This window comes from Kitasatospora sp. NPDC096077 (assembly GCF_040303245.1).
Taxonomy (GTDB): domain Bacteria; phylum Actinomycetota; class Actinomycetes; order Streptomycetales; family Streptomycetaceae; genus Kitasatospora.
Map to the genome: position 1 here is coordinate 32794 of NZ_JBEOSV010000062.1, position 19159 is coordinate 51952.

The 19159-nt window shown below is 72.9% G+C and carries 17 protein-coding genes; 8 read left to right on the top strand and 9 right to left on the bottom strand.

Annotated features, from left to right (window positions below; all coding sequences use genetic code 11):
• Positions 1 to 208: 208 nt before the first annotated feature.
• Positions 209 to 1906, bottom strand: coding sequence for a serine/threonine-protein kinase (locus tag ABTZ03_RS34595; RefSeq protein ID WP_350517127.1), 1698 nt, complete (start codon positions 1904 to 1906; stop codon positions 209 to 211).
• A 222-nt stretch (positions 1907 to 2128) separates the two neighbouring features.
• Between ABTZ03_RS34595 and ABTZ03_RS34600 the strand changes: the two genes are divergently transcribed.
• The gene (locus ABTZ03_RS34600; RefSeq protein ID WP_350517128.1) at positions 2129 to 3769 is read left to right on the top strand and encodes an alpha/beta hydrolase; all 1641 of its coding nucleotides are present in this window, start codon (positions 2129 to 2131) and stop codon (positions 3767 to 3769) included.
• Positions 3770 to 3778: 9 nt separating this feature from the next.
• Here the strand turns inward: ABTZ03_RS34600 and ABTZ03_RS34605 are convergent, their stop codons facing one another.
• A complete protein-coding gene (locus ABTZ03_RS34605) occupies positions 3779 to 5326 on the bottom strand; it encodes an MFS transporter (RefSeq protein ID WP_350517129.1) in 1548 nt (515 codons plus the stop codon).
• A 535-nt stretch (positions 5327 to 5861) separates the two neighbouring features.
• Here ABTZ03_RS34605 and ABTZ03_RS34610 point away from each other — a divergent pair.
• From ABTZ03_RS34610 to ABTZ03_RS34625, 4 genes are all read left to right on the top strand, one after another.
• Complete coding sequence (locus tag ABTZ03_RS34610; RefSeq protein ID WP_400921934.1) at positions 5862 to 6704, top strand: Rossmann-fold NAD(P)-binding domain-containing protein; 843 nt, start codon at positions 5862 to 5864, stop codon at positions 6702 to 6704.
• 60 nt (positions 6705 to 6764) lie between these two features.
• Positions 6765 to 7412 carry a hemerythrin domain-containing protein gene (locus tag ABTZ03_RS34615; protein WP_350517131.1) on the top strand — a complete coding sequence of 216 codons (648 nt, stop codon included), beginning with the start codon at positions 6765 to 6767 and terminating at the stop codon, positions 7410 to 7412.
• Between the two features lie 248 nt (positions 7413 to 7660).
• Complete coding sequence (locus ABTZ03_RS34620) at positions 7661 to 8263, top strand: anthrone oxygenase family protein (protein WP_350517132.1); 603 nt, start codon at positions 7661 to 7663, stop codon at positions 8261 to 8263.
• 278 nt (positions 8264 to 8541) lie between these two features.
• Entirely contained in the window at positions 8542 to 8898 is a 357-nt protein-coding gene (locus ABTZ03_RS34625) for a hypothetical protein (RefSeq protein ID WP_350517133.1), read from the top strand.
• Positions 8899 to 9303: 405 nt separating this feature from the next.
• Here ABTZ03_RS34625 and ABTZ03_RS34630 read toward each other — a convergent pair whose 3' ends face one another.
• Both ABTZ03_RS34630 and ABTZ03_RS34635 read right to left on the bottom strand, forming a co-directional pair.
• Positions 9304 to 10641, bottom strand: coding sequence for a M64 family metallopeptidase (locus ABTZ03_RS34630; protein WP_350517134.1), 1338 nt, complete (start codon positions 10639 to 10641; stop codon positions 9304 to 9306).
• A 165-nt stretch (positions 10642 to 10806) separates the two neighbouring features.
• Complete coding sequence (locus tag ABTZ03_RS34635) at positions 10807 to 11556, bottom strand: hypothetical protein (protein WP_350517135.1); 750 nt, start codon at positions 11554 to 11556, stop codon at positions 10807 to 10809.
• 226 nt (positions 11557 to 11782) lie between these two features.
• Here ABTZ03_RS34635 and ABTZ03_RS34640 point away from each other — a divergent pair, with 226 nt between their 5' ends.
• On the top strand, positions 11783 to 12598 hold the full coding sequence (locus tag ABTZ03_RS34640) for an SAM-dependent methyltransferase (RefSeq protein WP_350517136.1): 816 nt from the start codon (positions 11783 to 11785) through the stop codon (positions 12596 to 12598).
• Between the two features lie 54 nt (positions 12599 to 12652).
• Here the strand turns inward: ABTZ03_RS34640 and ABTZ03_RS34645 are convergent, their stop codons facing one another.
• Positions 12653 to 13198 carry a DUF1707 SHOCT-like domain-containing protein gene (locus ABTZ03_RS34645; RefSeq protein WP_350517137.1) on the bottom strand — a complete coding sequence of 182 codons (546 nt, stop codon included), beginning with the start codon at positions 13196 to 13198 and terminating at the stop codon, positions 12653 to 12655.
• Between the two features lie 89 nt (positions 13199 to 13287).
• Between ABTZ03_RS34645 and ABTZ03_RS34650 the strand changes: the two genes are divergently transcribed.
• A complete protein-coding gene (locus ABTZ03_RS34650) occupies positions 13288 to 14031 on the top strand; it encodes a TetR/AcrR family transcriptional regulator (protein WP_350517138.1) in 744 nt (247 codons plus the stop codon).
• Positions 14032 to 14140: 109 nt separating this feature from the next.
• On the top strand, positions 14141 to 15040 hold the full coding sequence (locus ABTZ03_RS34655; protein ID WP_350517139.1) for a DUF1906 domain-containing protein: 900 nt from the start codon (positions 14141 to 14143) through the stop codon (positions 15038 to 15040).
• 75 nt (positions 15041 to 15115) lie between these two features.
• Here ABTZ03_RS34655 and ABTZ03_RS34660 read toward each other — a convergent pair whose 3' ends face one another.
• From ABTZ03_RS34660 to ABTZ03_RS34675, 4 genes are all read right to left on the bottom strand, one after another.
• Positions 15116 to 15784 carry a calcium-binding protein gene (locus ABTZ03_RS34660; RefSeq protein ID WP_350517140.1) on the bottom strand — a complete coding sequence of 223 codons (669 nt, stop codon included), beginning with the start codon at positions 15782 to 15784 and terminating at the stop codon, positions 15116 to 15118.
• A 109-nt stretch (positions 15785 to 15893) separates the two neighbouring features.
• Positions 15894 to 16673 carry a class I SAM-dependent methyltransferase gene (locus tag ABTZ03_RS34665; RefSeq protein ID WP_350517141.1) on the bottom strand — a complete coding sequence of 260 codons (780 nt, stop codon included), beginning with the start codon at positions 16671 to 16673 and terminating at the stop codon, positions 15894 to 15896.
• Between the two features lie 266 nt (positions 16674 to 16939).
• Positions 16940 to 17437, bottom strand: a complete 498-nt coding sequence (locus ABTZ03_RS34670) for a hypothetical protein (RefSeq protein WP_350517142.1) — start codon at positions 17435 to 17437, stop codon at positions 16940 to 16942.
• Between the two features lie 42 nt (positions 17438 to 17479).
• Positions 17480 to 18961, bottom strand: coding sequence for an FAD-binding protein (locus ABTZ03_RS34675; protein ID WP_350517143.1), 1482 nt, complete (start codon positions 18959 to 18961; stop codon positions 17480 to 17482).
• Between the last annotated feature and the right edge of the window lie 198 nt (positions 18962 to 19159).

The following is a 19159-nucleotide window of genomic DNA, read 5'->3' on the forward strand; positions in this document are numbered from 1 at the left end:
GCGGCTCGGCCTGGCGGATGTCAGTTCGAATCCGAGGAATGGTTCCGAGGGATGGTGGGGCGGACGCGTCGCACCCTAGTTGCGGCGGGGGCGGCCGGCCGGATTCCTCTAGTGCGGATCGAGCACGGTTCCGGGCAGGCTGGCGCGGACGTGTGGCGGTCGACCGGTCGGCCGTGGTCCCGTCACCGTCAGGGGAGTTGACGATCCGTCACTTCTTCCGGAGATCGCCCGCGAGGGTGGACACGGTGACGTGCAGGGCGCCGTCCGCGGTGCGGGTGTACACCTGCTCGTGCGGGTCGGGCACGCAGCCGGGCGTGATGCCGACCGGGGAGGTGCGCAGCACCACGCGGTCGGCGGTGGCGGAGAGCAGGTCGGCGACGGCGTCGCAGTAGCCGGTGCCGGTACCGGAGTCGTTGTGGATCCGGGCGACCGGGGTGCCGACCTGACCCTGGGCGAACGTGATCGTGAAGTCGACCCGGAGGCCGGTCAGTTGGCCGGCGAGCTGGCCCTGCCAGCTGCCGAGGAAGGCGGCCGGGACCGCGCCGTCGGCGGGCGGGGAGGCGGGGGTGCCGGGGGTGCCGGGGGCGGCGGAGGTCGCGGCCGGAGCGGTCGGGGAGGTGGCGGCCGGGACGGCGGCCGGGGTGGTCGGGTCCTTGGTGGCCGCCGGTCGGGCCGGCGGAGTGGTGGCGGCCGCGGCGGCCCCGCCGGACCGGTCGGTGGGCGGGTCGTCCGGCAGGGCCAGGTACACGCCCGTCGCGGCCACCGCCGCCGCCAGCGGGACGGCGATCAGCAGCGTGGCCCGGCCCGGGCGGCCGCGGGCGGGCTGCGGCTGGGTCGGCTGGGCCGGGTACGGCAGCGTGGGCGCGGGCGGTCGGCCGGGCGGCGGCGGGGCGGAACCGGGGGGCGGGACGGGCACGGTGGCCGCTGCGGTCGGCGGCGGCAGCGGCGCCGTCCACGGCTCGGGCGGCGGACCGAACCGGCCCGGCTCACCGGCCTGTTCGCCCTCCAGGTCGAGCAGTTCGACGGCGAGCGCGGCGAGCGCCGCGGAGATCGCGGGCGGCAGCCAGCTCCGGCGCTCCAGCCGCTCGCCCGCCGCCGGATCGCCCGCGCTCAGCCGGGCCCGCAGCTGGGCCGGGGTCGGGCGCCGGGCCGGGTCCTTGGCCAGGCAGTCCGTCACGACGCCGAGCAACTCGTGGTCGGTGATGTGCAGTTCGGGCTGCTCGTGGATCACCCGGTAGAGCATCACGGGTGCGCTCACGCCGGAGCCGAACGGCGCCCGGCCGGTGGCCGCGTACGCGAGTACGGCACCGAGCGAGAACACGTCCGAGGCGGGCCCGGCCGGGCGGCCCTCGGCCTGTTCCGGGGAGAGGTAGCCGGGGGAGCCGACCACGAAGCCCGAGCGGGTGAGCGCGGTGGCCGCGTCCAGAGCCCGGGTGATGCCGAAGTCGATCAGCCGGGGGCCGTCCAGGGCCAGCAGCACGTTCGAGGGCTTGACGTCCCGGTGCACCAACCCGCCCTCGTGGACGGCCCGGAGGGCCTCGGCGAGCCCCACCCCGAGCGAGCGGACGGCGGCGGCGGGCAGCGGGCCGAAGTCCCGTACGGCGGTGCTCAGGGCGGGCCCGGCGACGTACGCGGTGGCCACCCACGGCCGGGGGCCCTCGGTGTCGGCGCCCAGCACCGGGGCCGTCCACCGGCCGCCCACCCGGCGGGCCGCGGCCACCTCGTTGCGGAAGCGCACCCGGAACTCCGGGTCGGCCGCGTACTGGGCGTGCACCGTCTTGACGGCCACCGTGCGCCCGCCGGGCGTGCGGCCCAGATAGACCTGGCCCATCCCGCCCGCGCCGAGCCGGCGGAGCAGCCGGTACTCGCCGATCCGCCGCGGATCCCCGTCCCCCAGCGCCTCCACCCAGCCGCTCCCCTCGTCGTGATGCCCGTTGTGCCGCCCGCTGTCGTCCAGCCAGACGGTACCGCCCGGAGTGCCGGTTCCGATGGGGGAGTGGGCAGTTGGCAGCCCGTCCGATGCCGGGGTGGTCCCAGAGGCCGGCTGTCGGCGGAGATCCGGTCAAAGCTTGGCAAAGTCCGGCCCACCCTCTGGAGGTGTTATTGCACATGTCACATCATGCTCCTCATGAGAAAAGCCATCGCCCTCCTCGCGGCCGCCGCGGCCGTCGCCACCCTCGGCGGATTCGTCGGCCCCGCCGCCTCCGCCGCCGAACCCGACGGCCCCGACCTGGCCGACACCGGCCAGGGAAAGCTGGCCTGGACCTCCTGCAACGACGCCACCACCCCGGCGCTCCAGTGCGCGATGCTGGAGGTGCCGGTGGACTACGCCGACCCCCGCGGTCGCAAGATCAAGATCAAGCTCAACCGGCTGCCCGCCACCGCCCCCAAGGACAAGCAGCAGGGCCCGATCCTGCTCAACCCCGGCGGTCCCGGCGACTCCGGCCTCTGGATGCCCGCCTACATCTCCGGCCAGGTCCCCAAGGACGTCGCCGCCGACTACGACTGGATCGGCTTCGACCCGCGCGGCACCAACGGCAGCGACCCCCATGTCATCTGCGACGCCCACTACTTCGACGCCGAGCGCCCCGACTACCAGCCCGACCAGGGCACCTCGAAGGCCTGGCTGAAGAAGGCGGCCGGCTACGCCGCCGACTGCGCGGCCGACTGGTCCTGGCTGCTGCCGCACATGACCACCGTCGACAACGCCCGCGACCTGGACAGCATCCGCCGGGCCCTCGGCGCACCGAAGATCAACTACTACGGCGGCTCCTGGGGCACCTCGCTCGGCTCCACCTACGGCCAGCTCTTCCCCTCGCACGTGCGCCGGATGGTGCTGGACAGCATCGTCGGACCGAGCATCAGCTGGTACGACCACAACATCCTCCAGGACAAGGAGCACCAGCGCCGCTTCGACGCCTTCACCGCCTGGGCCGCCAAGGCCGACTCCGTCTACCACCTGGGCACCGACGCCAAGACCGTCGAACAGGCCTACCACCAGGTCGAGGCCGCCCTGCGCAAGGACCCGGTCGACGCCGCCCCGGCACCCGGGAAGATCGGCCCCGCCGAGTTCGAGGACACCTTCTACGGCGGCGGCTACAACTTCCTGCGCTGGCCCCGGATGGCCACCGTGCTCTCCGCCTACCTCACCCAGCACGACACCCGGCCGCTGAACATCGCCTACAACAAGTACGCGGCCCCCGGCCCCGACGACGGCGCCTTCCCCGCCTACAACGCCGCCCAGTGCACCGAGAACGCCTGGCCGCGCGACTGGGAGGTCTGGAAGAAGGACCAGGCCAAGGTCAACGCCGTCGCGCCCTTCTACACCTATAACAACATGTGGTACAACGCCGCCTGCATGTTCTGGCCCTACCAGGGCAACCCGGCCGGCCGACTGAAGATCACCGGCAAGAACCTGCCCCCGGTGCTGCTCTTCCAGTCCACCGAGGACGGCGCCACCCCGTACGAGGGCGGCCTCGCCATGCACGACGCGCTGCCCAGCTCCAAGCTGGTCGTCCAGAACGGCGGCAGCTTCCACGAGATCCTCTTCCACGGCAACGCCTGCCTGGACGACACCTTCGCCGCCTACCTGCGCGACGGCAGCCTGCCCCAGGGCAAGGGCCGGATCGCCAAGACCTGCGCCCCCGAGGCCGAACCGGCGCCGGTCTACGTGACCCCGCCGCCGGCCACCGCCAAGGCGCTCACCGCCGCCCCGGCCGGCCCGCTCGCGCCCACCGACCCGGAGGCCGTGCGCGGGATGCTGCGGTAGCGACGCCCGTCAGGGCTGATCCGACGACGTGACGGCACTCAGCGGCGCAGCCAGCGACTCCAGGCTGCGCCGCTCTGCCCGCACCCCGATCGCCGCCTCGACCAGGCCGGCGGCCGTCATCAGCGCCGCACCGATGCAGAAGGCGAGCACGGTGTCGGAGACCCTGCCGCTGCTCACCAGGCCGTTGAAGAGCAGCGGGCCGCTGATGCCGCCGACCGCCGTGCCGACGGCGTAGAAGAAGGCGATGGACAGCGCCCTGGTCTCCAGCGGGAACACCTCGCTGACCGTCAGGTAGGCCGCGCTGGCCCCGGCCGAGGCGAGGAACAGCACCGCCGTCCAGCAGGCCGTCATGGTGGCGGCGGAGAGCGAACCGCGCTGGAAGAGCGCGGCGGTGGCGAACAGCAGCAGACCGGAACCGATGTAGGTGCCGGCGATCATCGGCTTGCGGCCGACCGAGTCGAAGAGGTGGCCGAGCAGCAGCGGACCGAGGAAGTTGCCGACCGCGATCACCGCGAAGTAGTAGCCGGTGTCGCCCTCCGGTACGGCGAAGTAGGTGGTCAGGATGGTGGCGTAACCGAAGGTCACCGCGTTGTAGAGGAAGGCCTGGCCGATGAAGAGCGCGAGGCCGAGCACGGTGCGGCGCGGATAGCGGGCGACCACGGTCCGCAGGATCGTGCCGAAGCCCAGCGGCGCGCGTTCGCGGATCAGGATCGGCTCCCCGGTGACCGGCGGCAGCGGGCGCCCGGTCTCCCGTTCGACCGCCTCCTCCGCCTCGGCCACCACCTGCTCGGCCTCCGGCGCCCGGCCGTGGGTGAACAGCCAGCGCGGACTCTCCGGGACGTGCCGGCGCACCAGCAGGATCACCAGGCCCAGCACCACGCCGATGCCGAAGGCGAGCCGCCAGCCGAGGTCCGTGGCGAACAGGGCGGTGTTCAGCAGCGCGATCGAGGCGAAGGCGCCGATCGCCGCGCCGACCCAGAAGCTGCCGTTGATGATCAGGTCGACCCGGCCGCGCACCCGGGCCGGGATCAGCTCGTCGATCGCCGAGTTGATCGCCGCGTACTCGCCGCCGATGCCGAAGCCGGTGAAGAACCGGCAGAGGAAGAAGAACCAGGCCGTCCAGGACAGCGAGGTGACGGCGGTGGCGGCCAGGTACACGGCGAGGGTGACCATGAACAGCTTCTTGCGGCCGAGCCGGTCGGTCAGCCAGCCGAAGAACAGCGCCCCGGTGCAGGCGCCCGCCACGTAGACGGCGGCCGCGACGGTGGTCACCTGGGCGGTGGTGATGGCGATGCCGCTGCCGTGCTGGGCGAGTCGGCCGGCCATGTTGCCGACGATCGTCACCTCCAGGCCGTCCAGGATCCAGACGGTGCCCAGACCGATCACGATCCGCCAGTGCCAGCGGGACCAGGGCAGCCGGTCCAGTCGGGCGGGCACGTGGGTGGCGATCACCCCGGGCGGGGTGGGACGCCGGCGGTCGGGGGAGGGCCTCACCGAGGGCGGGGGCTGGGACGCGGGTTGGGAGGAGGGCGAGGTCGGCTGCGCCGGATCGGTCATGACGGGCCTCCTTCGCCGGGCGGATGGCTGCCGTGCGGCCGTCACGCTCGGTGAACGGCGGCGGCTCCTCCGTCAGGATGCCCCGAGAGCGGCCGGGCCGGGTGCCGGAGTACGCCGATCGGCCGTCGGGTGGCCGTCCGGCGGCCCGTCCGGCGGCGGACGGGCGGCGGCCGCATACGCGAGCGTCGCTCCGGCATTCGAGCAACGCGCTGCCCCCGGCGTCCACCCGCCACTGGAAGGCCGGTCGAGGGCCGCTGGAAAGCGCTTTCGACCGCGGGAACGGTGTGTTGTCGTGGGTGACGGAGAGCCGTGGCCGCCGCCGAACCGAGCGGGGTAGACGCTCACGCATGCATGTGAGTGCGGAGGCTATGGTTCGCCGGCCCGGGGGACCGTTGAATTGATGCATGACGACGAACCGGTCGGGCTCGGGAAACCGACGGAGCCCGCGGATCGCGTCGAACCGGCCGGGGGCCCACTGCGCCCCCGACGAGCCGGTGTCAGGGTTCCTCCGAGTCTTCGAACGAGGGTGGTCAAGATGACTGGAACGCGCGTTGTGGATCTGCCGACCGGTGCGGGTGCGGTGCTGGTGGTCGGCGGTACGGGCAAGACGGGCCGGCGGGTGGCCGACCGGCTGACCGCCCTGGGCTACCAGGTGCGGGTGGGCTCGCGGGCCGGGGCGGTGCCCTTCGACTGGCACGACGAGAACACCTGGGAGGCGGCGCTGCAGGGAGTGAGTGCGGCCTATCTGACGTACTACCCGGACCTGGCGTTCCCGGGGGCGGTGGAGGCGGTGGGCGCGTTCTCCCGGCTGGCGGCCGAGCGCGGCGTGCGGCGGCTGGTGCTGCTGTCCGGCCGTGGCGAGGAGGCGGCGGAGGCGGGGGAGAAGGCGGTGATGGAGTCGGGGGCCGCGTGGACCGTGGTGCGGTGCGCGTGGTTCGACCAGAACTTCGACGAGTCGTTCTTCCTGGAGCCGGTGCTGGCCGGGGAGTTGGCCCTGCCGGTGGGGGACGCGGTGGAGCCCTTCGTGGACGTGGAGGACATCGCCGACGTCGCGGTGGCGGCCCTGACCGAGGCGGGCCACGCGGGGGAGGTGTACGAGCTCACCGGGCCGCGGCTGCTCTCCTTCGCCGACGTGGCACGGGAGTTGTCGTCGGCGATCGGGCGCGAGGTGCGGTTCGAGGCGGTGTCCCTGGAGGCGTACCGGGCCGTGTTGGAGGAGGCGGGGCTGCCGGGGGACTTCGCGGAGCTGTTCGCGGTGATCCTGGACGGTCGCAACGCCTCACTGGGGGACGGGGTCCAGCGGGCGCTGGGGCGTGAGCCGAGGGACTTCGCGGACTACGCGCGGGCGGCCGCCGCCACCGGCGTGTGGAACACCTGAGCCGACCCGTCGTCCGACGGGCGGTGGTCGAGTAGCTGAACGGACTCTGGAGGTCTGGTCATGTCGGACGGCACGACGGTCTGGTCGAGCGAGCAGTCACTGGGCGCACTGCCCGAACACATCCGGGGCTTCGGCCTGATGCACGTCGCGATGCGCCGGGACGCGGCACGGCTGTGCGCCGTCGCCGCACGCGGCGGATCGGGCTCGCCGGCCGGGCTGGCCGACTGGTTCGGGCGGCTGCGGGCGGTGATCGACTGGCACCACCACAGCGAGGACGAGATCCTCTGGCCGTACCTGCGCGACCGGGTGGCCGGCTTCGACGGCAGCGGTGTGCTGGAGCAGGACCACGAGGCGCTGGACCGGGTGATGGCCCGGGTCGCCGGGGTGCTGGCCGCCGGTCGCAGCGCCGAACTGCCGGAAGCCGCCCGGGCGTTCCAGTCCCTGGTGCGCGAGCACCTGGGGCACGAGGAGCCGGTGGTCTTCCCCGCGCTGGCCGGCCTGCCGGTGCAGGAGTACCTGCGGGTGGAGCGGCGGATCATCGGCAGCGCGCCGGCCCAGGTGATGACCTACCTCCAGCCGTGGATGTTCGACGGCGCCGACCAGGCCTCGGTGCGGGCGGTGTCCGCGACCATCCCGGCCCCGGTGCGGCTGCTCGGCCGGACGGTGCTGGACCGGCGCTACCGGCGCACCCTCGGCCCGGTCCTCTGATCCGTCCTCCGACCCCGTCCTCCGACCCTGTCCGCCGGGCCTTCAGGGGCGGCCCGAAGGCCCGGCCGCTGTCCCGTTCGGCCGATCCGGCCCGGCACCGACGAGCACGGCAAGTGCCTTGACGCGAGGGGAGGTTCCGGTTGTCGCGGTTCTGTTGCGCGGCCCGCCGCACGGTGGGCGGTGCCGCGTGTTTCCGAAGTTCGTCGGCGCCGCACCCCGCGGAGCCGGGAGAGTAAAGGGGTCCTTGGATGCGTTCGGATCAGAGCACGGTTCCGCTGTCCTACTCCGCGCCGTCCGCCATCGGCGGTACGGGACGCGGGAGTTCGGTGCACGGTACCGGTCAGGGCAAGGCCGCCGGTCCCGTGCTGGTGGGCGCCACCATCGCGATGGGGCTGATGGCGGGGCTGTTCTTCGCCTTCGACGTGTCGGTGATGCCGGGCCTGGCGGCCGGTGACGACCGGACGTACGTGACGGCGATGCAGCACATCAACAAGTCGATCGAGAACGGAATGTTCGGCCTCGTCTTCACGGGCGCCTTCGTGGCGACGGGCGTCGCCGCCTGGCTGCAGCACAAGGCGGGCCGGCGGCAGGCGGCGCTGTGGGCGGCGGGGGCGACCCTGCTGTACGTGGTGGCGCTGATGGTGACGATGGGCGTCAACATCCCGCTGAACAACGACCTGGCGGCCGCCGGGGACCCGTCGCAGATCCACGACTTCGCCGCGGTGCGGACGAAGTTCGAGGGGACGTGGGTGGCGGCGAACATGCTGCGGACTGCGCTGTGCACGGCGGGTCTGCTGGCGCTGACCCGCTCCCTGGTCCTGCACGGCCGGTTCGGCCGCTCCGGCCGCTGAGCCCGTCCGCCCGTCGCGCTTCCCCGGTGCCCGTCCGCCTCGCGCGGGCGGGCACTCGCGTTGCCCGGGGGCGCCGCCCCCGGTGGCGTTACCCGGTGCGCCCGGGTGTGCGCCGGTGCGCCGGTCGGATGCATGCGCTCAATTCACTTGGTGAGACGCTGAGTTGGCGCTTTTCGGCAGGGTGGTGGAGCATGGTCGGGGCCCGGTCAGTTGCGGCGCGCTTGCGCCCGGCCGGGGTGGCACGCGTACGGCGAGAGGAGGCGGTTCCCGTGGGTACGGTGGCACGTCCGTTTCTGGTCCGGGGGAGGGCGGTTCCGCTGGCCAGGTACCTGGCGGAGGAGGACATCCAGGGGCTGGTGGCATGCTCGTGCATCGGCAACGAAGTCACCATCGACCTCGCCGACACCCGGATCCTGGTGAGCCTGGCCGACGTCGGCGGAGTGGTGGGCCTCACCTTCCACATGATCCAGGACGGCCCGGCCAAGTCCCGCTCCTGGACGCGCCGGCTGCCGAGCGACACCGGGCCGAGGGACCTCGCGGCGAGCATCGCCCGGGACGTCCGGACCCTGGAGCGCGAACTCGCGCCGCTGCGGCGGCGGCCGCCGGAGAGCGTGGTGCGGCGCCGGCCGCTGTAGGTCCTGGGTCGGCGGGATGGCCGTGATCGCGTCGCCGCCGCCGACGACGACCGGATGATGGGCGGGCGGCCAACCCGTACCGCGACAACTGTGGGGGCCGCTGGAGGAGTTGCCGGGGCCGCTGGGCTTCGAGGACGGCCGGGACCACTTCCTCGGCGCCCGCCGGAACCTCCCCGGCGGGCGCCGAAGGGGGCCCGGGGGCCCGGGGCGACGTCTGCCCTCGTGGGGGACCCCCCCGAACGGCCCACCGGTCCCGAGGCCCAGCCGGGGCCGGTCGGGCACCACCGCGGGGGGGTGGCGGGCGCGGGGGCGTTTCGCCCAGGGCGGGAACCACTCCCCCGCGCCCCCCCGCACCACCCGGGGGGGCCGCCTCCGGCGGCCCGGGGCGCGGGCCGCCGGAGTCCGCTAGCGGGTCACCGACCAGGACAGGCTGCGGGTCAGTTCCGCCCGCAGTGCCGGGTCCGCCACCGCCGGGGTGGGGTCGGTGGCGACGGCGGTGAGCAGGTGCGGCCGCGAGCGCGGGCCGGTCAGGTGCAGTGCGCCGAGGTCGAGGGTGGTGCGTCCGCGCAGCGCGGTCTGCTCGCGCCCGTCCAGGTACCAGTGCAACCGGGTGCCGGACACCGGCAGGTCGACCGTCAGGCGGTCGGCGGCGGTGAGCCGGGTGCCGGTGGGGGTGGGGCTGGTCAGCGGGGTGGCGTGGCGGTAGAAGCCGGCGATCATCGCCTCCCGCCCGGGCAGGTTGAACTCCCGCCCGAGCGACCGCATGATCGAGTTCTCGGTCGGCCGGTACAGCCCCGTCGGGTAGTAGCCGGCGCCCTCGTAGGCGCCCACCGTTCCGCCGTCGGGCGAGGCCTGGCCGAGCCAGCGGGACCACTTGGTGCCCTGGGCGCGCATCCGGTCGGCGGTCAGGGTGCTGAGGTTGGCCTCGGGCGGCTCGGCGCCCTGGTAGGTGCCCTGGCCGTCGTAGGCGTACTCGTCGGCGAGCTTGCCCAGCGAGTGCCCGGTCTCGTGCACCGCTATCTGCCCGGACTTCGCGTTGCCGCCCGCGACGGTGGCGATGCCCTCGTAGCCCAGCGTGGACTTGACGTCGTTGTAGCCCGCGCCGCCGTACTTGGTGCTGTTGGAGACCACGATCACCAGGTCCGCCTGCGGCGCCTTGGCGGCGTAGCGTTCGACGGCCTTCTCGTCCACGCAGAGCAGCCGCTCGACGCCGTCGCACCAGAAGTAGGAGCCGAGCGCGGTGTGCCGGACGGTCGCCCGGTCCGGATCGCCGGTGACGCCGGACTCGGGCGAGACCGCGTTCACCGCCCAGACGTTGAACAGGCGTTGGTAGGTGGCGTAGGGCTCGACGGCGGTGATCTCGCGCCACTTCTCGGCGGCGTCCGTGCGGAACCTGCCCTGCTCCTGGGCGGAGTAGCCGTCGCCGATCACCACCACGTCCAGCTTGGTGGCCGGGTCGCCGTTGTGGACCAGGGCGGTGACCTCGCCGTCGCCGTCACCGCCGGCGGTCGGTGCGCTCAGGGCGGGGGAGGGGGCGGCCAGGTACGGGGAGGCGGCGGGCGCCGTGCCGTGGGAGATGGTGCCGTCCTCGGCGAAGGCCTCCACCTGGTGCCGGGAGGCGCTCGCCGTCGGGGAGCTCGGACCGTCCGTGGCGGGCGCGCTCCAGGCGGGGGCGGCGCCGAGGAGGCTGGTGGCGAGGGCGGCGGTCAGCAGGGCGGCTGCTGTTCTGGTCCGGACGTACACGGAGGTCCTCCCGGGGGTGGTGGGTGTGGGGAGGCTCCTTCCCTTGTTCGGGACCTGACATTCCATTGTTCGGGATCTGACAATCCCTCCTCGGCGCGGCCAGGGCCCGGCCCCGCCCGGTCGGTCGGTCGCTGGGGAGCGGGGAGCGGTGGAGCCGGTGCGGGGTCAGAGGCCCTCGAAGGTGGCGCGGCTGACGGCGGCGACGATCAGCCAGAGGACGACGGCGATGGCCAGGGTGACCGCCAGCGGCCACTGGAGGGCGATCAGGGTGAGGGAGCCGATGCCGGTCGCGATGGCCGTTCCGAGCACGTACCCCAGGGCCAGGGGCAGCATGAACTCGACGTCGTCCACGCTCAGCGCGAGCACCATCATGATCATGCCGAACGCGATCAGCACGCTGAACTCCACGACCGCCAGGTACGGGGTGTTCGGCGGCCGGGAGCTGTGCCCCTGGTAGCTGAGCTCGAAGACCTTGCCGTGCAGGATCTTCAACTCCACGTAGGTGCCGGTGTCGACGTCCTCGTAGAAGGCCCTGCCGACGCCGTAGCGGTCGCTGGGCGCCTTCTCGCGGGCCACCGTCAGCAGGTAGTCGGTCGAGTCGGAGCCGGCCTCCTCCTGCTTCTTCGTCACCCGGCCGCTCTCCAGCGTCACGCAGTCCGCGCCCGGCTTCGCGTCCGCGGCGCAGACCGTGGTGGCGAGGTATGCGCGGGTCTGCTGGTAGGTCTCGGTGAACCGCACGAAGCCGAGCACGGTGAGGGCGAGGCCGACGACGAGGAGTACGGCCGGGGCGGCGGCTCGGAGCAGCTCGCCCGCACTGCGCCTCGGCTTCGGCGACGGCTTCGGGGGCTGCTGCGGCCGGGGTTCCGGTGTCGGTGGGGTGTCTTGGAGGGGGACCGAGTCCTCAGGCATCGTCACCGTCCGGCGTCCGTACGGTCCTCACGTTCATCGGCATCCTCACCGGTAGTACCTTCCCCGCCTGCCCGTGCTCCGGCCGTTGCTCCGGCCGGTGCCGCGCGAGACGCCCGACGGGCCGTCGGCGCGGGAGCCGGGCGCTCCCGGGATCATGCCAGGGAACGGCGGAGTGCGCGAGGAATTCCCGCTGGCCGGAGCGGACTTGTGCGACGGCGGTAGATTGTCGGGCATGACGACGACGCCTGATGAGATGAGCCCGGTCTCGCGCACCGCGCTGGCCGTCGCACGGGTGCGGGCCCACGAGAGCCGCCGGCCCGACCCGCTCTTCGTCGACCCGTACGCGGCCGGGTTCGCCGAGGCCGCCGGGATGCCCTTGACGGCCCCCGGCGGCGTGCGCCTCAGCAGTCTGGTGGCAGGGCTGGTCGTGCACATCACGCTGCGCACCCGCTTCTACGACGACCGGCTGCGGGCCGCCGGTGCCGAGCAGGTGGTGCTGCTGGCGGCCGGACTGGACACCCGGGCGTACCGGCTGGACTGGCCCGCCGGGACGCGGCTGTGGGAACTCGACCTGCCCCCGGTGCTGGACTTCAAGCAGCAGGTGCTCGACGCCGCCGGCGCCGAGCCCGCGTGCGAGCGCGGCGTCCTGCCGGGCGACCTGCTGGACCCGGGCTGGCCGCGCCGCCTGGTGGCGGCCGGCTTCGACCCGCAGCGGCCCACCGCCTGGCTGGCCGAGGGCCTGGTGGTGTACCTGAGCGCCGAGCAGGCGGCCGGACTGCTCACGGCCGTCGGCTCGCTCTCCGCCCCCGGCAGCCGGCTGCTGATGGAGCGCGGCCGGGACGTCTCCCTCACCCCGTACGACCCGGCCCTGGCGCACGTCATCGAACTCTGGCAGGGCGGGCTCGGCCCCGACACCGACCAATGGCTGAACGCCCGCGGCTGGCAGGCCCGGACCACCAGCCTCGCGGACTGCGGGGCCGACTGCGGTCGACCGCTGCCGGAGGGTGTCGGGCTGGACAGCGGGTTCATCGAGGCGGTGCGCGGATAGGTTTCTGCCCGGCCGAACCCGCTGGTGAGACCCTCTCACTGTCGTCAACGGGTCTCACCAGCGGGCGTGACGGATCCTCAGCCGCCCGACTCCCAGCACTCCGGTGATCCTGATGGTCGGCCCGCCCGGGCGCGCCGGCCGACGAGGGCGGTACCGCGGCTCCCGCAGGCCGGGGAGCAGGCCGGTGAGGTCGACGACGGCGTCCCGGGGCACCGTGATGCGGGCCCCGCCGGTGCCGAGCCGCAGGTCGATGTCGACCACCGGATGCTCGATCACCGCCCGGGACAGGTCCAGGCGGACCCGCCCGAGCGCCGAGGCGACGGTGAGGGTCCGGGGGACCTCCCAGGCGCCACGCCGACGGATCCGCCCGCCGAGGGCGGCGCCGGTGATGGTGGCCGTGCTGGGCGGGGGCGGCTCGGGGAGTCCGGCGAGCGCCTCGGCGAGTTCGCGCCGGCTGCCGGCGGTGAGGGCCCGCTGCAGGCGCCCGTCCAACTCCCCGTCGGGCAGCAGTCCTTCGCCGTAGGCCTCCTGCAGTCGCCGTACGGCGGTGTCGCGGTCCCCGGCGGCGATGGGCGCGGGGCCGCCGCCTCCGTCGCCCATCACTCCACCCCTGGACTGAGTACGTTGTACGCGGTCATGGCGGCCACGGTAAATTACTGGGTACCGCGTACGCAAGAAGGAGGGCGACGGTGACCGACACCGAGCACGTGAACATCTGGATGCGGCCCGAACGCCCCGCCCGCGGGCCGAAACCCGCCTACAGCCGTGCCCGGATCACCGAAGCCGCGATCCGGATCGCCGACGCGGAGGGCCTGGAGGCCGCCACCATGCGCCGGATCGCCGCCGACATCGGCGCGGGCGCGATGTCGCTCTACCGGTACGTTCCGAGCCGCGACGACCTGATCCAACTGATGGCCGACCGGCTGATGGGCGAGATCGACATCGAGGGCATGCCCACCGGCGACTGGCGGGCCGACCTCGCCCGCTACGCCGGGGAACTGCGCGCCATGTGGCTGCGCCACCCGTGGATCGCCACCGCCCACCGGGCGCTGCCGGGCTTCGGCCCCAACCAACTGCGCCTGATCGAAGCGGTGATGGGCGTCCTCGACCCCCACCTCCCGATCGACGAGAACCTCAGCCTGATGGCCGTCCTCAACGGCTACGTCGAAGGCGCCGCCCGCGACGAGGTCAGCTGGACCGAGGAGGTCCGCCGCAGCGGTGTCAGCGAGGAGGAATGGCTGGCGCGGAGCTACCCGTACGTGCGACAGCTGCTGGAGAGCGGGGAGTACCCGATCTTCGGCAGGATCGCGGTGGAGGCGCGCCGGCCGCGACTCGGCCGCGACGAGCAGTTCCGCCAGGGGCTGGAGCGCGTCCTCGACTGCGTCGGTGCGGCCGTGTCCGCCGAGGCGGCCGAGCGGCGCGACGCCGGGTGACGTCGGCTGCGGGGAGTCGGCTGCGGGTGCGTGGTGGGTTCGGCTGACGGGGCGCGACGCGAGGGTCCGACGGTGGGGGAGACCGGCGGCCGACGGTTAGGACGGGGAGATGCGACTTCCGACTCCGACTCCGTCCCCGCCGCCCTCTCCGACCGTGCTCCTGGCCCTGGCGGTCCTGCTCGCCCTGCTTCCCGGCGCCCTCCGCGAACCCGGTCCCGGCGGCTGGGAACCGGCCGGTTCCGCTGCCGCACCACCCACCGCCGCGCCGACCGAAGAGTCCACGGACCCCCTGCCCGAGTACCGGTTCACCGGGGCCGGGTTCGACTCCTGCTCGGCGCCGCCGCTGGAGGCCCTGGCCGCGTGGCGCACCGCCTCGCCGTACGGCGCCGTGAACATCTACAGCAGCGGCGGTCAGCGTGCCTGCGAGCAGCCGGAGTTGACACCGCAGTGGGTCGCCGAAGCCCGGGCGACGGGGTGGCGACTGGTGCCCACCCATGTCGGACTCCAGGCACCCTGCGCCGCCCGTCCGGACAAGCCGGTGCGGATCGACCCCGCCCGGGCCGAGGAGCAGGGCGGACAGGAGGCGGACGAGGCGGCGGCCGCGCTGCGGGCGCTGGGGCTCGGCCCGGGCAGCCCGGTCTACCTTGACATGGAGGCCTACCCGACGGGCGACCAGGTGTGCACCCGGGCGGTCGTCGACTTCACCGTCGGCTGGACCCGCGCCCTGCACCGGTCCGGCTACCGCTCCGGCTTCTACTCCAGCATGGACTCCGGCATCGCGGACATCGTCGCCGCCACCCGCGCGGGCCGCACCCCGATGCCCGACGCGATCTGGTACGCCCGCTGGGACGGGCACCCCAGCCTCACCGGGCAGGCCGGCCTGCCCGACGACCTGTGGACCAACCACCGCATCCACCAGTACCGCGGCGCCGAGGCCGAGACCTACGGGGGAGTCACGCTCGACGTCGGCCCCGACCAGGTCGACGGCCTGGTGGCCGACGGGGCCTGAGAGCGGGCCGGAACCGCGCGACCGGAACCGGGCCCGGAACCGCGGGTCCGGGGCTGCGCGGTTCCGGCCCCGCGGTCACTGCGCGGGGACCACCGCGATGTCCTCGAACAGCACATGGGCGTCCTCCGTGTACGCCCCGATGCTGCCGGCCAGGTACGGGCGTTCCGGGTCCTGGTACGACACCAGGGCCCGGCCGTCGACGCCCACCTCCATGAGCGCGCCGCGCTGGGTCACCTTCACCGCGGACCACTGCCCGACCGGGAACGGCTCGGGGCCCGTCGCCAGGAAGCGCTGGCCGCCGGGGTAGGCGGGGTCCCGCTTGCCCAGCTCCCACCCGTTGGGCTTGAGGACGAGGTAGTAGAAGTGCTCCGGGTCGGAGTACGCCCACACCAGCCACGGCACCTCCCACGGGTTGGGGGTGGGCGTCCGCAGCTGGGCGACGGTACGCATCCGCGCCCGGAGGTCCATGTCCCGGTACTGCCGGGTGGAGACGATCAACCCGGCATGGGTCACCTCCGGCGTCCGCGCGGGCATCGGGGAGAGGGACAGCCCGTTGGGGAGGCCGAGGTTCTCCCCGTGGCCGTCGAAGACCGACCGCCACGGCCCGTGGACCGAACCGTCCCTCCACGGGCGCGCCGCCTCCCCGCCCCCGCCGCCCCAGTCCGCGACCACCGCGAGGGCGAGCCCCGCGACCGCGGTGGCGGTGAGCAGGGTGAGAGTGAGGAGGCGGGGAACGCGCTTCATGCCGTCGAGTATGGCCCGCGGCGGCCGGACCGGGCGCGACCAGCGGCTTCGATGTCGACACCGGCGTGCCGCAGGGGCCTGGCCGGCCGGGTGGCTCGGGGTGGGGCGCTCACAGCCGCCGAGTGCGCAGTACGCCGGTCAGCATCGGCAGGGCGAACTCGCCTTCGGCGGTCTCGGGCTCGGTGGCGAGGAAGTCGCGGATCCTGCGCAGCGCCGCCTCCCGCTCCCCGTCCGGCATGACCAGCATCCCCGCGCGCGTCGCCAGCGTCGCGACCAGGGAATCGGCCGTGCGGAGCTGCCCGTGCGGGAAGAGCTCCTGCTCCGGTGAACCGAACCTGGCCTGCCCGGACTCCTTCGGGAGGTGTGCGGCGGCCGTCTCCACACGCCAACTCGCCGGCGTGTCCCGCGGACCGATCGCCGCGGCCCCACTCACCCGGGCCAGCCCGGCAACCCACGCGACCCGGTCGTCCATGACGTTCCACAGCCCGGCCAGCACCCCACCGGGCCTCAGCACCCGGGCGATCTCGGGCCCCGCGACCGCCATGTCGAACCAGTGCATCGCATTGCCCGCCAGCACGGCATCGACCGAGGCATCCGGCAGCGGAATCGCCTCGGCACTGCCCGACAGCGCCCGTACGGTCGGCAACGAGCGTCGCAACTCGCTCAGCATCGCGGGGTCCGGCTCGACCGCGATGGCGTCGATCCCGAGCTCGGCCAGGGTGGCCGTCAACTTGCCGGTGCCCGCCCCGAGATCGAGCACCCGCCGACCGGGCGCGCCCTCGAGTGCCCAATGCACCGCGGCATGCGCGTAGTCCGGACGGTGCTCTGCGTAGGCGACCGCTGCCGCGCCGAACGAGGAGGCGTGGAGGCGCTGTTCATCCTGATCCATCCGGCCACGCTAACGGAGTCGCTGCGGGAGGGGTGCGTTTCTCATCGGTTCCTCAGACCGCGTCCGAGATCTCATCGGGCAACGTCCGCTGAGGGTCGTCAGGACCCGTTGGTCTGACTCAACTTCAGGCGAAAGGAGGTGGGACGGGTTCCGGTGGGTTTCGGATTTCTTGCGGGTTGCGGACCGGATCGACCGTCATTGGCCGTTCGATCCGGTCCTGCGCCGTCGCATTGCGGGAGTGCCGACACGCCTGTCCGCCAAGCGGATTACTGGTCCAGCTTGCTGAGTATCCGCTGGAGGATGTCGTGGTTGGCGATGGTGGCGGTGGTGTGGTTGGCGTGGATCTTGGCGGTGGGGAGGAGCTTCGTCCATCCCTGGGGGGTGGCGGTGAAGGTGTAGCTGAGGCGGGTCCGGGTGTTGTTGTCGAGAGGGGTGAGGGTGATGGTGGTGGTGCCGGTGAAGTGGCCGCTGTGGGTGGCGGTGTAGTGGTACCGGTCGTCGGTGGGTGAGGTGGGTGAGGTGGGGGTGGTGTGGGTGGTGGTGCTGGTGAAGTGGATTTTGGGGCCGGGCTTTCCGGGGCCGTTGGTGTGAACGGTGGTGAGGGTGGTTCCGGTGACTTCCTGGGGCGGGGTGGGGCCCGGTTGGAAGGTGTTCTTGGGGTGTTGCCAGGTGCCGGTGTTGTTGAGTTGGTTGATCAGGTGGTGCCAGATGGTGTGGGTGGGGTGGGGGTAGACGGTTTCGTGGGTGTGGTTGATGGTGTGCATGATCTTTCCTCTGGCTTGGTCGGGGGTGGGTCGGAGGTGTGGTTACTGGAAGATGCGCTGTCCGGGGGTGAGGGTGTGGGTGGGGTCGTAGGTGTTCTTGTTGGCGGTGAGGGTGCGCCAGTGGGGGCCGTAGTGGCGCTGCCAGTCGGTGGTGGTCATGTTGGGAACGGCACCGACCAGGTAGCGCTTGCCGCCTAGTCGGGTGGCGCTGTCGTAGAGGGCACGGTTGCGGGCGAGTGCGGGTTGGGGGTCGGTTCCGGGGTGGGGGAAGGTGAGGAAGTCGAAGAGGTAGGCGACGGGTTCGTCGGGGGTGATGGCGAGCGGGGTGGTCACCTTGTTGGTGTGGAAGGGGTAGAAGAGGAGGAGGCCCTGGCCGAGGTCGTCGGGGGTGAGGACGGAGAGGGCCTGCGTGATGAACTGGTGGGTGGTGGTGGCGGGGAGGAAGAGGGAGAGCCAGGGTTTGGGCTGGTCCCAGTAACCGATGTTCTTGAGGTTCTGGGCGAAGGCGTTGGCGCGGTAGATGTATTCCTGGTAGGTGGTGTCGGTGATGGTGGTTTCTTGGGGGAGGGGGGTGAGGTCGGCAAGTAGGGCTTGGGGGTTGGCGGGTGTGCTGCCGCTGTAGTAGATGGCGGTTTCGATCTTGAAGCGGGTGGGCTGTCCGGCGGGCTGGGGCTGGATTTCTCCGACCTGGCCGTGGAAGCGCCCGTCTTCGAGGATGGCTTCCTGGTCCCTCATGTAGGCGCTGAGGTCGGTGTAGAAGAGGTTGAAGACCAGGGCGCGTTCGGGCGCGGGAATGAGCTTGAGCGTGGCGCGGACGATGAGGCCGACCTGCCCGGCGCCGGCGAGGGCGGCGTGGAAGAGCCGGGCGTTCTTGGTGGGCGTGGCGGTGACGAGGCGTCCGGTGCCGGTGATGATGTCGAGGGATTCGACGGTGTCGGTCTGAAGGCCGTACTTCTGGACGGTGTTGCCGATACCGCCGATGGAGATGGTGCCGCCGACGGTGAGGTGGAGGTAGTCGGTGAGGCAGGGCGGGGTGAGGCCCTGGGCGAGGGCGGCGACGGTGAGTTCGGCCCAGGTGACGCCGGCGTCGACGGTGGCGCTGGTCGGCGTGATGGTGTGGATGCGGTTGAGGGCGCGGGCGTTGATGCTGATGCCGCCGGCGGCGCCGGCCTGGCCGTAGTTGGAGTGTGATTCGAGGTCGTTGTCGGTGCCGGCCTGGCCGTTCATGGCGACCTTGAGGCCGTTGGCGCGGGCGTAGTTGATGATCTTGACGATGTCCTGGTCGGAGGCCGGGTTGAGGACGGCGTGCGGGGTGTTGGTGGTGAGGCGCCCGAAGTCGTGGGCGTGGGCGGTGATGGTGGCGGGGTTGGTGGTGAGGGTGCCGTCGAGCGGGGGGACGGGAGTGATGCACCCGGTGGTGGGGGCGTTGGTGGTGGCCCAGGCGCGGGTGGCGGTGTTGAAGCCGATGACGGTGGCGGCCAGGCCGGTGAGGAGGGTGCGTCGGGCGAGAGGTGGGCGGTTCATTCGGGGTCGGTTCCTTTGGGTTGGTTGCGGGTGGTGAGTCGGTCGGGTGGGGCTGGTGGTTCGGGGTGGTGGTATGCGTGCGGCCTGCCGGGGGGCTGGCCGTGGGGTGGTGGGTGCCGCCCGTGTGGGGGTCGGGCGGCGGGCCGTGGGGGTTAGGGGTTGGTTGGGGGGTTGGTTGGGGGGTTGGTGGGGGTGTGG

Excerpts from the sequence above, each read along its gene's own strand:
- ABTZ03_RS34600 (WP_350517128.1), top strand. The coding sequence starts at position 2,129 with ATGAGAAAAGCCATCGCCCTCCTCGCGGCCGCCGCGGCCGTCGCCACC.
- ABTZ03_RS34615 (WP_350517131.1), top strand. The coding sequence starts at position 6,765 with ATGTCGGACGGCACGACGGTCTGGTCGAGCGAGCAGTCACTGGGCGCA.
- ABTZ03_RS34610 (WP_400921934.1), top strand. The coding sequence starts at position 5,862 with ATGACTGGAACGCGCGTTGTGGATCTGCCGACCGGTGCGGGTGCGGTG.
- ABTZ03_RS34665 (WP_350517141.1), bottom strand. The coding sequence starts at position 16,673 with ATGGATCAGGATGAACAGCGCCTCCACGCCTCCTCGTTCGGCGCGGCA.
- ABTZ03_RS34670 (WP_350517142.1), bottom strand. The coding sequence starts at position 17,437 with ATGCACACCATCAACCACACCCACGAAACCGTCTACCCCCACCCCACC.
- ABTZ03_RS34620 (WP_350517132.1), top strand. The coding sequence starts at position 7,661 with ATGCGTTCGGATCAGAGCACGGTTCCGCTGTCCTACTCCGCGCCGTCC.
- ABTZ03_RS34645 (WP_350517137.1), bottom strand. The coding sequence starts at position 13,198 with ATGGGCGACGGAGGCGGCGGCCCCGCGCCCATCGCCGCCGGGGACCGC.
- ABTZ03_RS34640 (WP_350517136.1), top strand. The coding sequence starts at position 11,783 with ATGACGACGACGCCTGATGAGATGAGCCCGGTCTCGCGCACCGCGCTG.
- ABTZ03_RS34655 (WP_350517139.1), top strand. The coding sequence starts at position 14,141 with ATGCGACTTCCGACTCCGACTCCGTCCCCGCCGCCCTCTCCGACCGTG.
- ABTZ03_RS34675 (WP_350517143.1), bottom strand. The coding sequence starts at position 18,961 with ATGAACCGCCCACCTCTCGCCCGACGCACCCTCCTCACCGGCCTGGCC.
- ABTZ03_RS34605 (WP_350517129.1), bottom strand. The coding sequence starts at position 5,326 with ATGACCGATCCGGCGCAGCCGACCTCGCCCTCCTCCCAACCCGCGTCC.
- ABTZ03_RS34660 (WP_350517140.1), bottom strand. The coding sequence starts at position 15,784 with ATGAAGCGCGTTCCCCGCCTCCTCACTCTCACCCTGCTCACCGCCACC.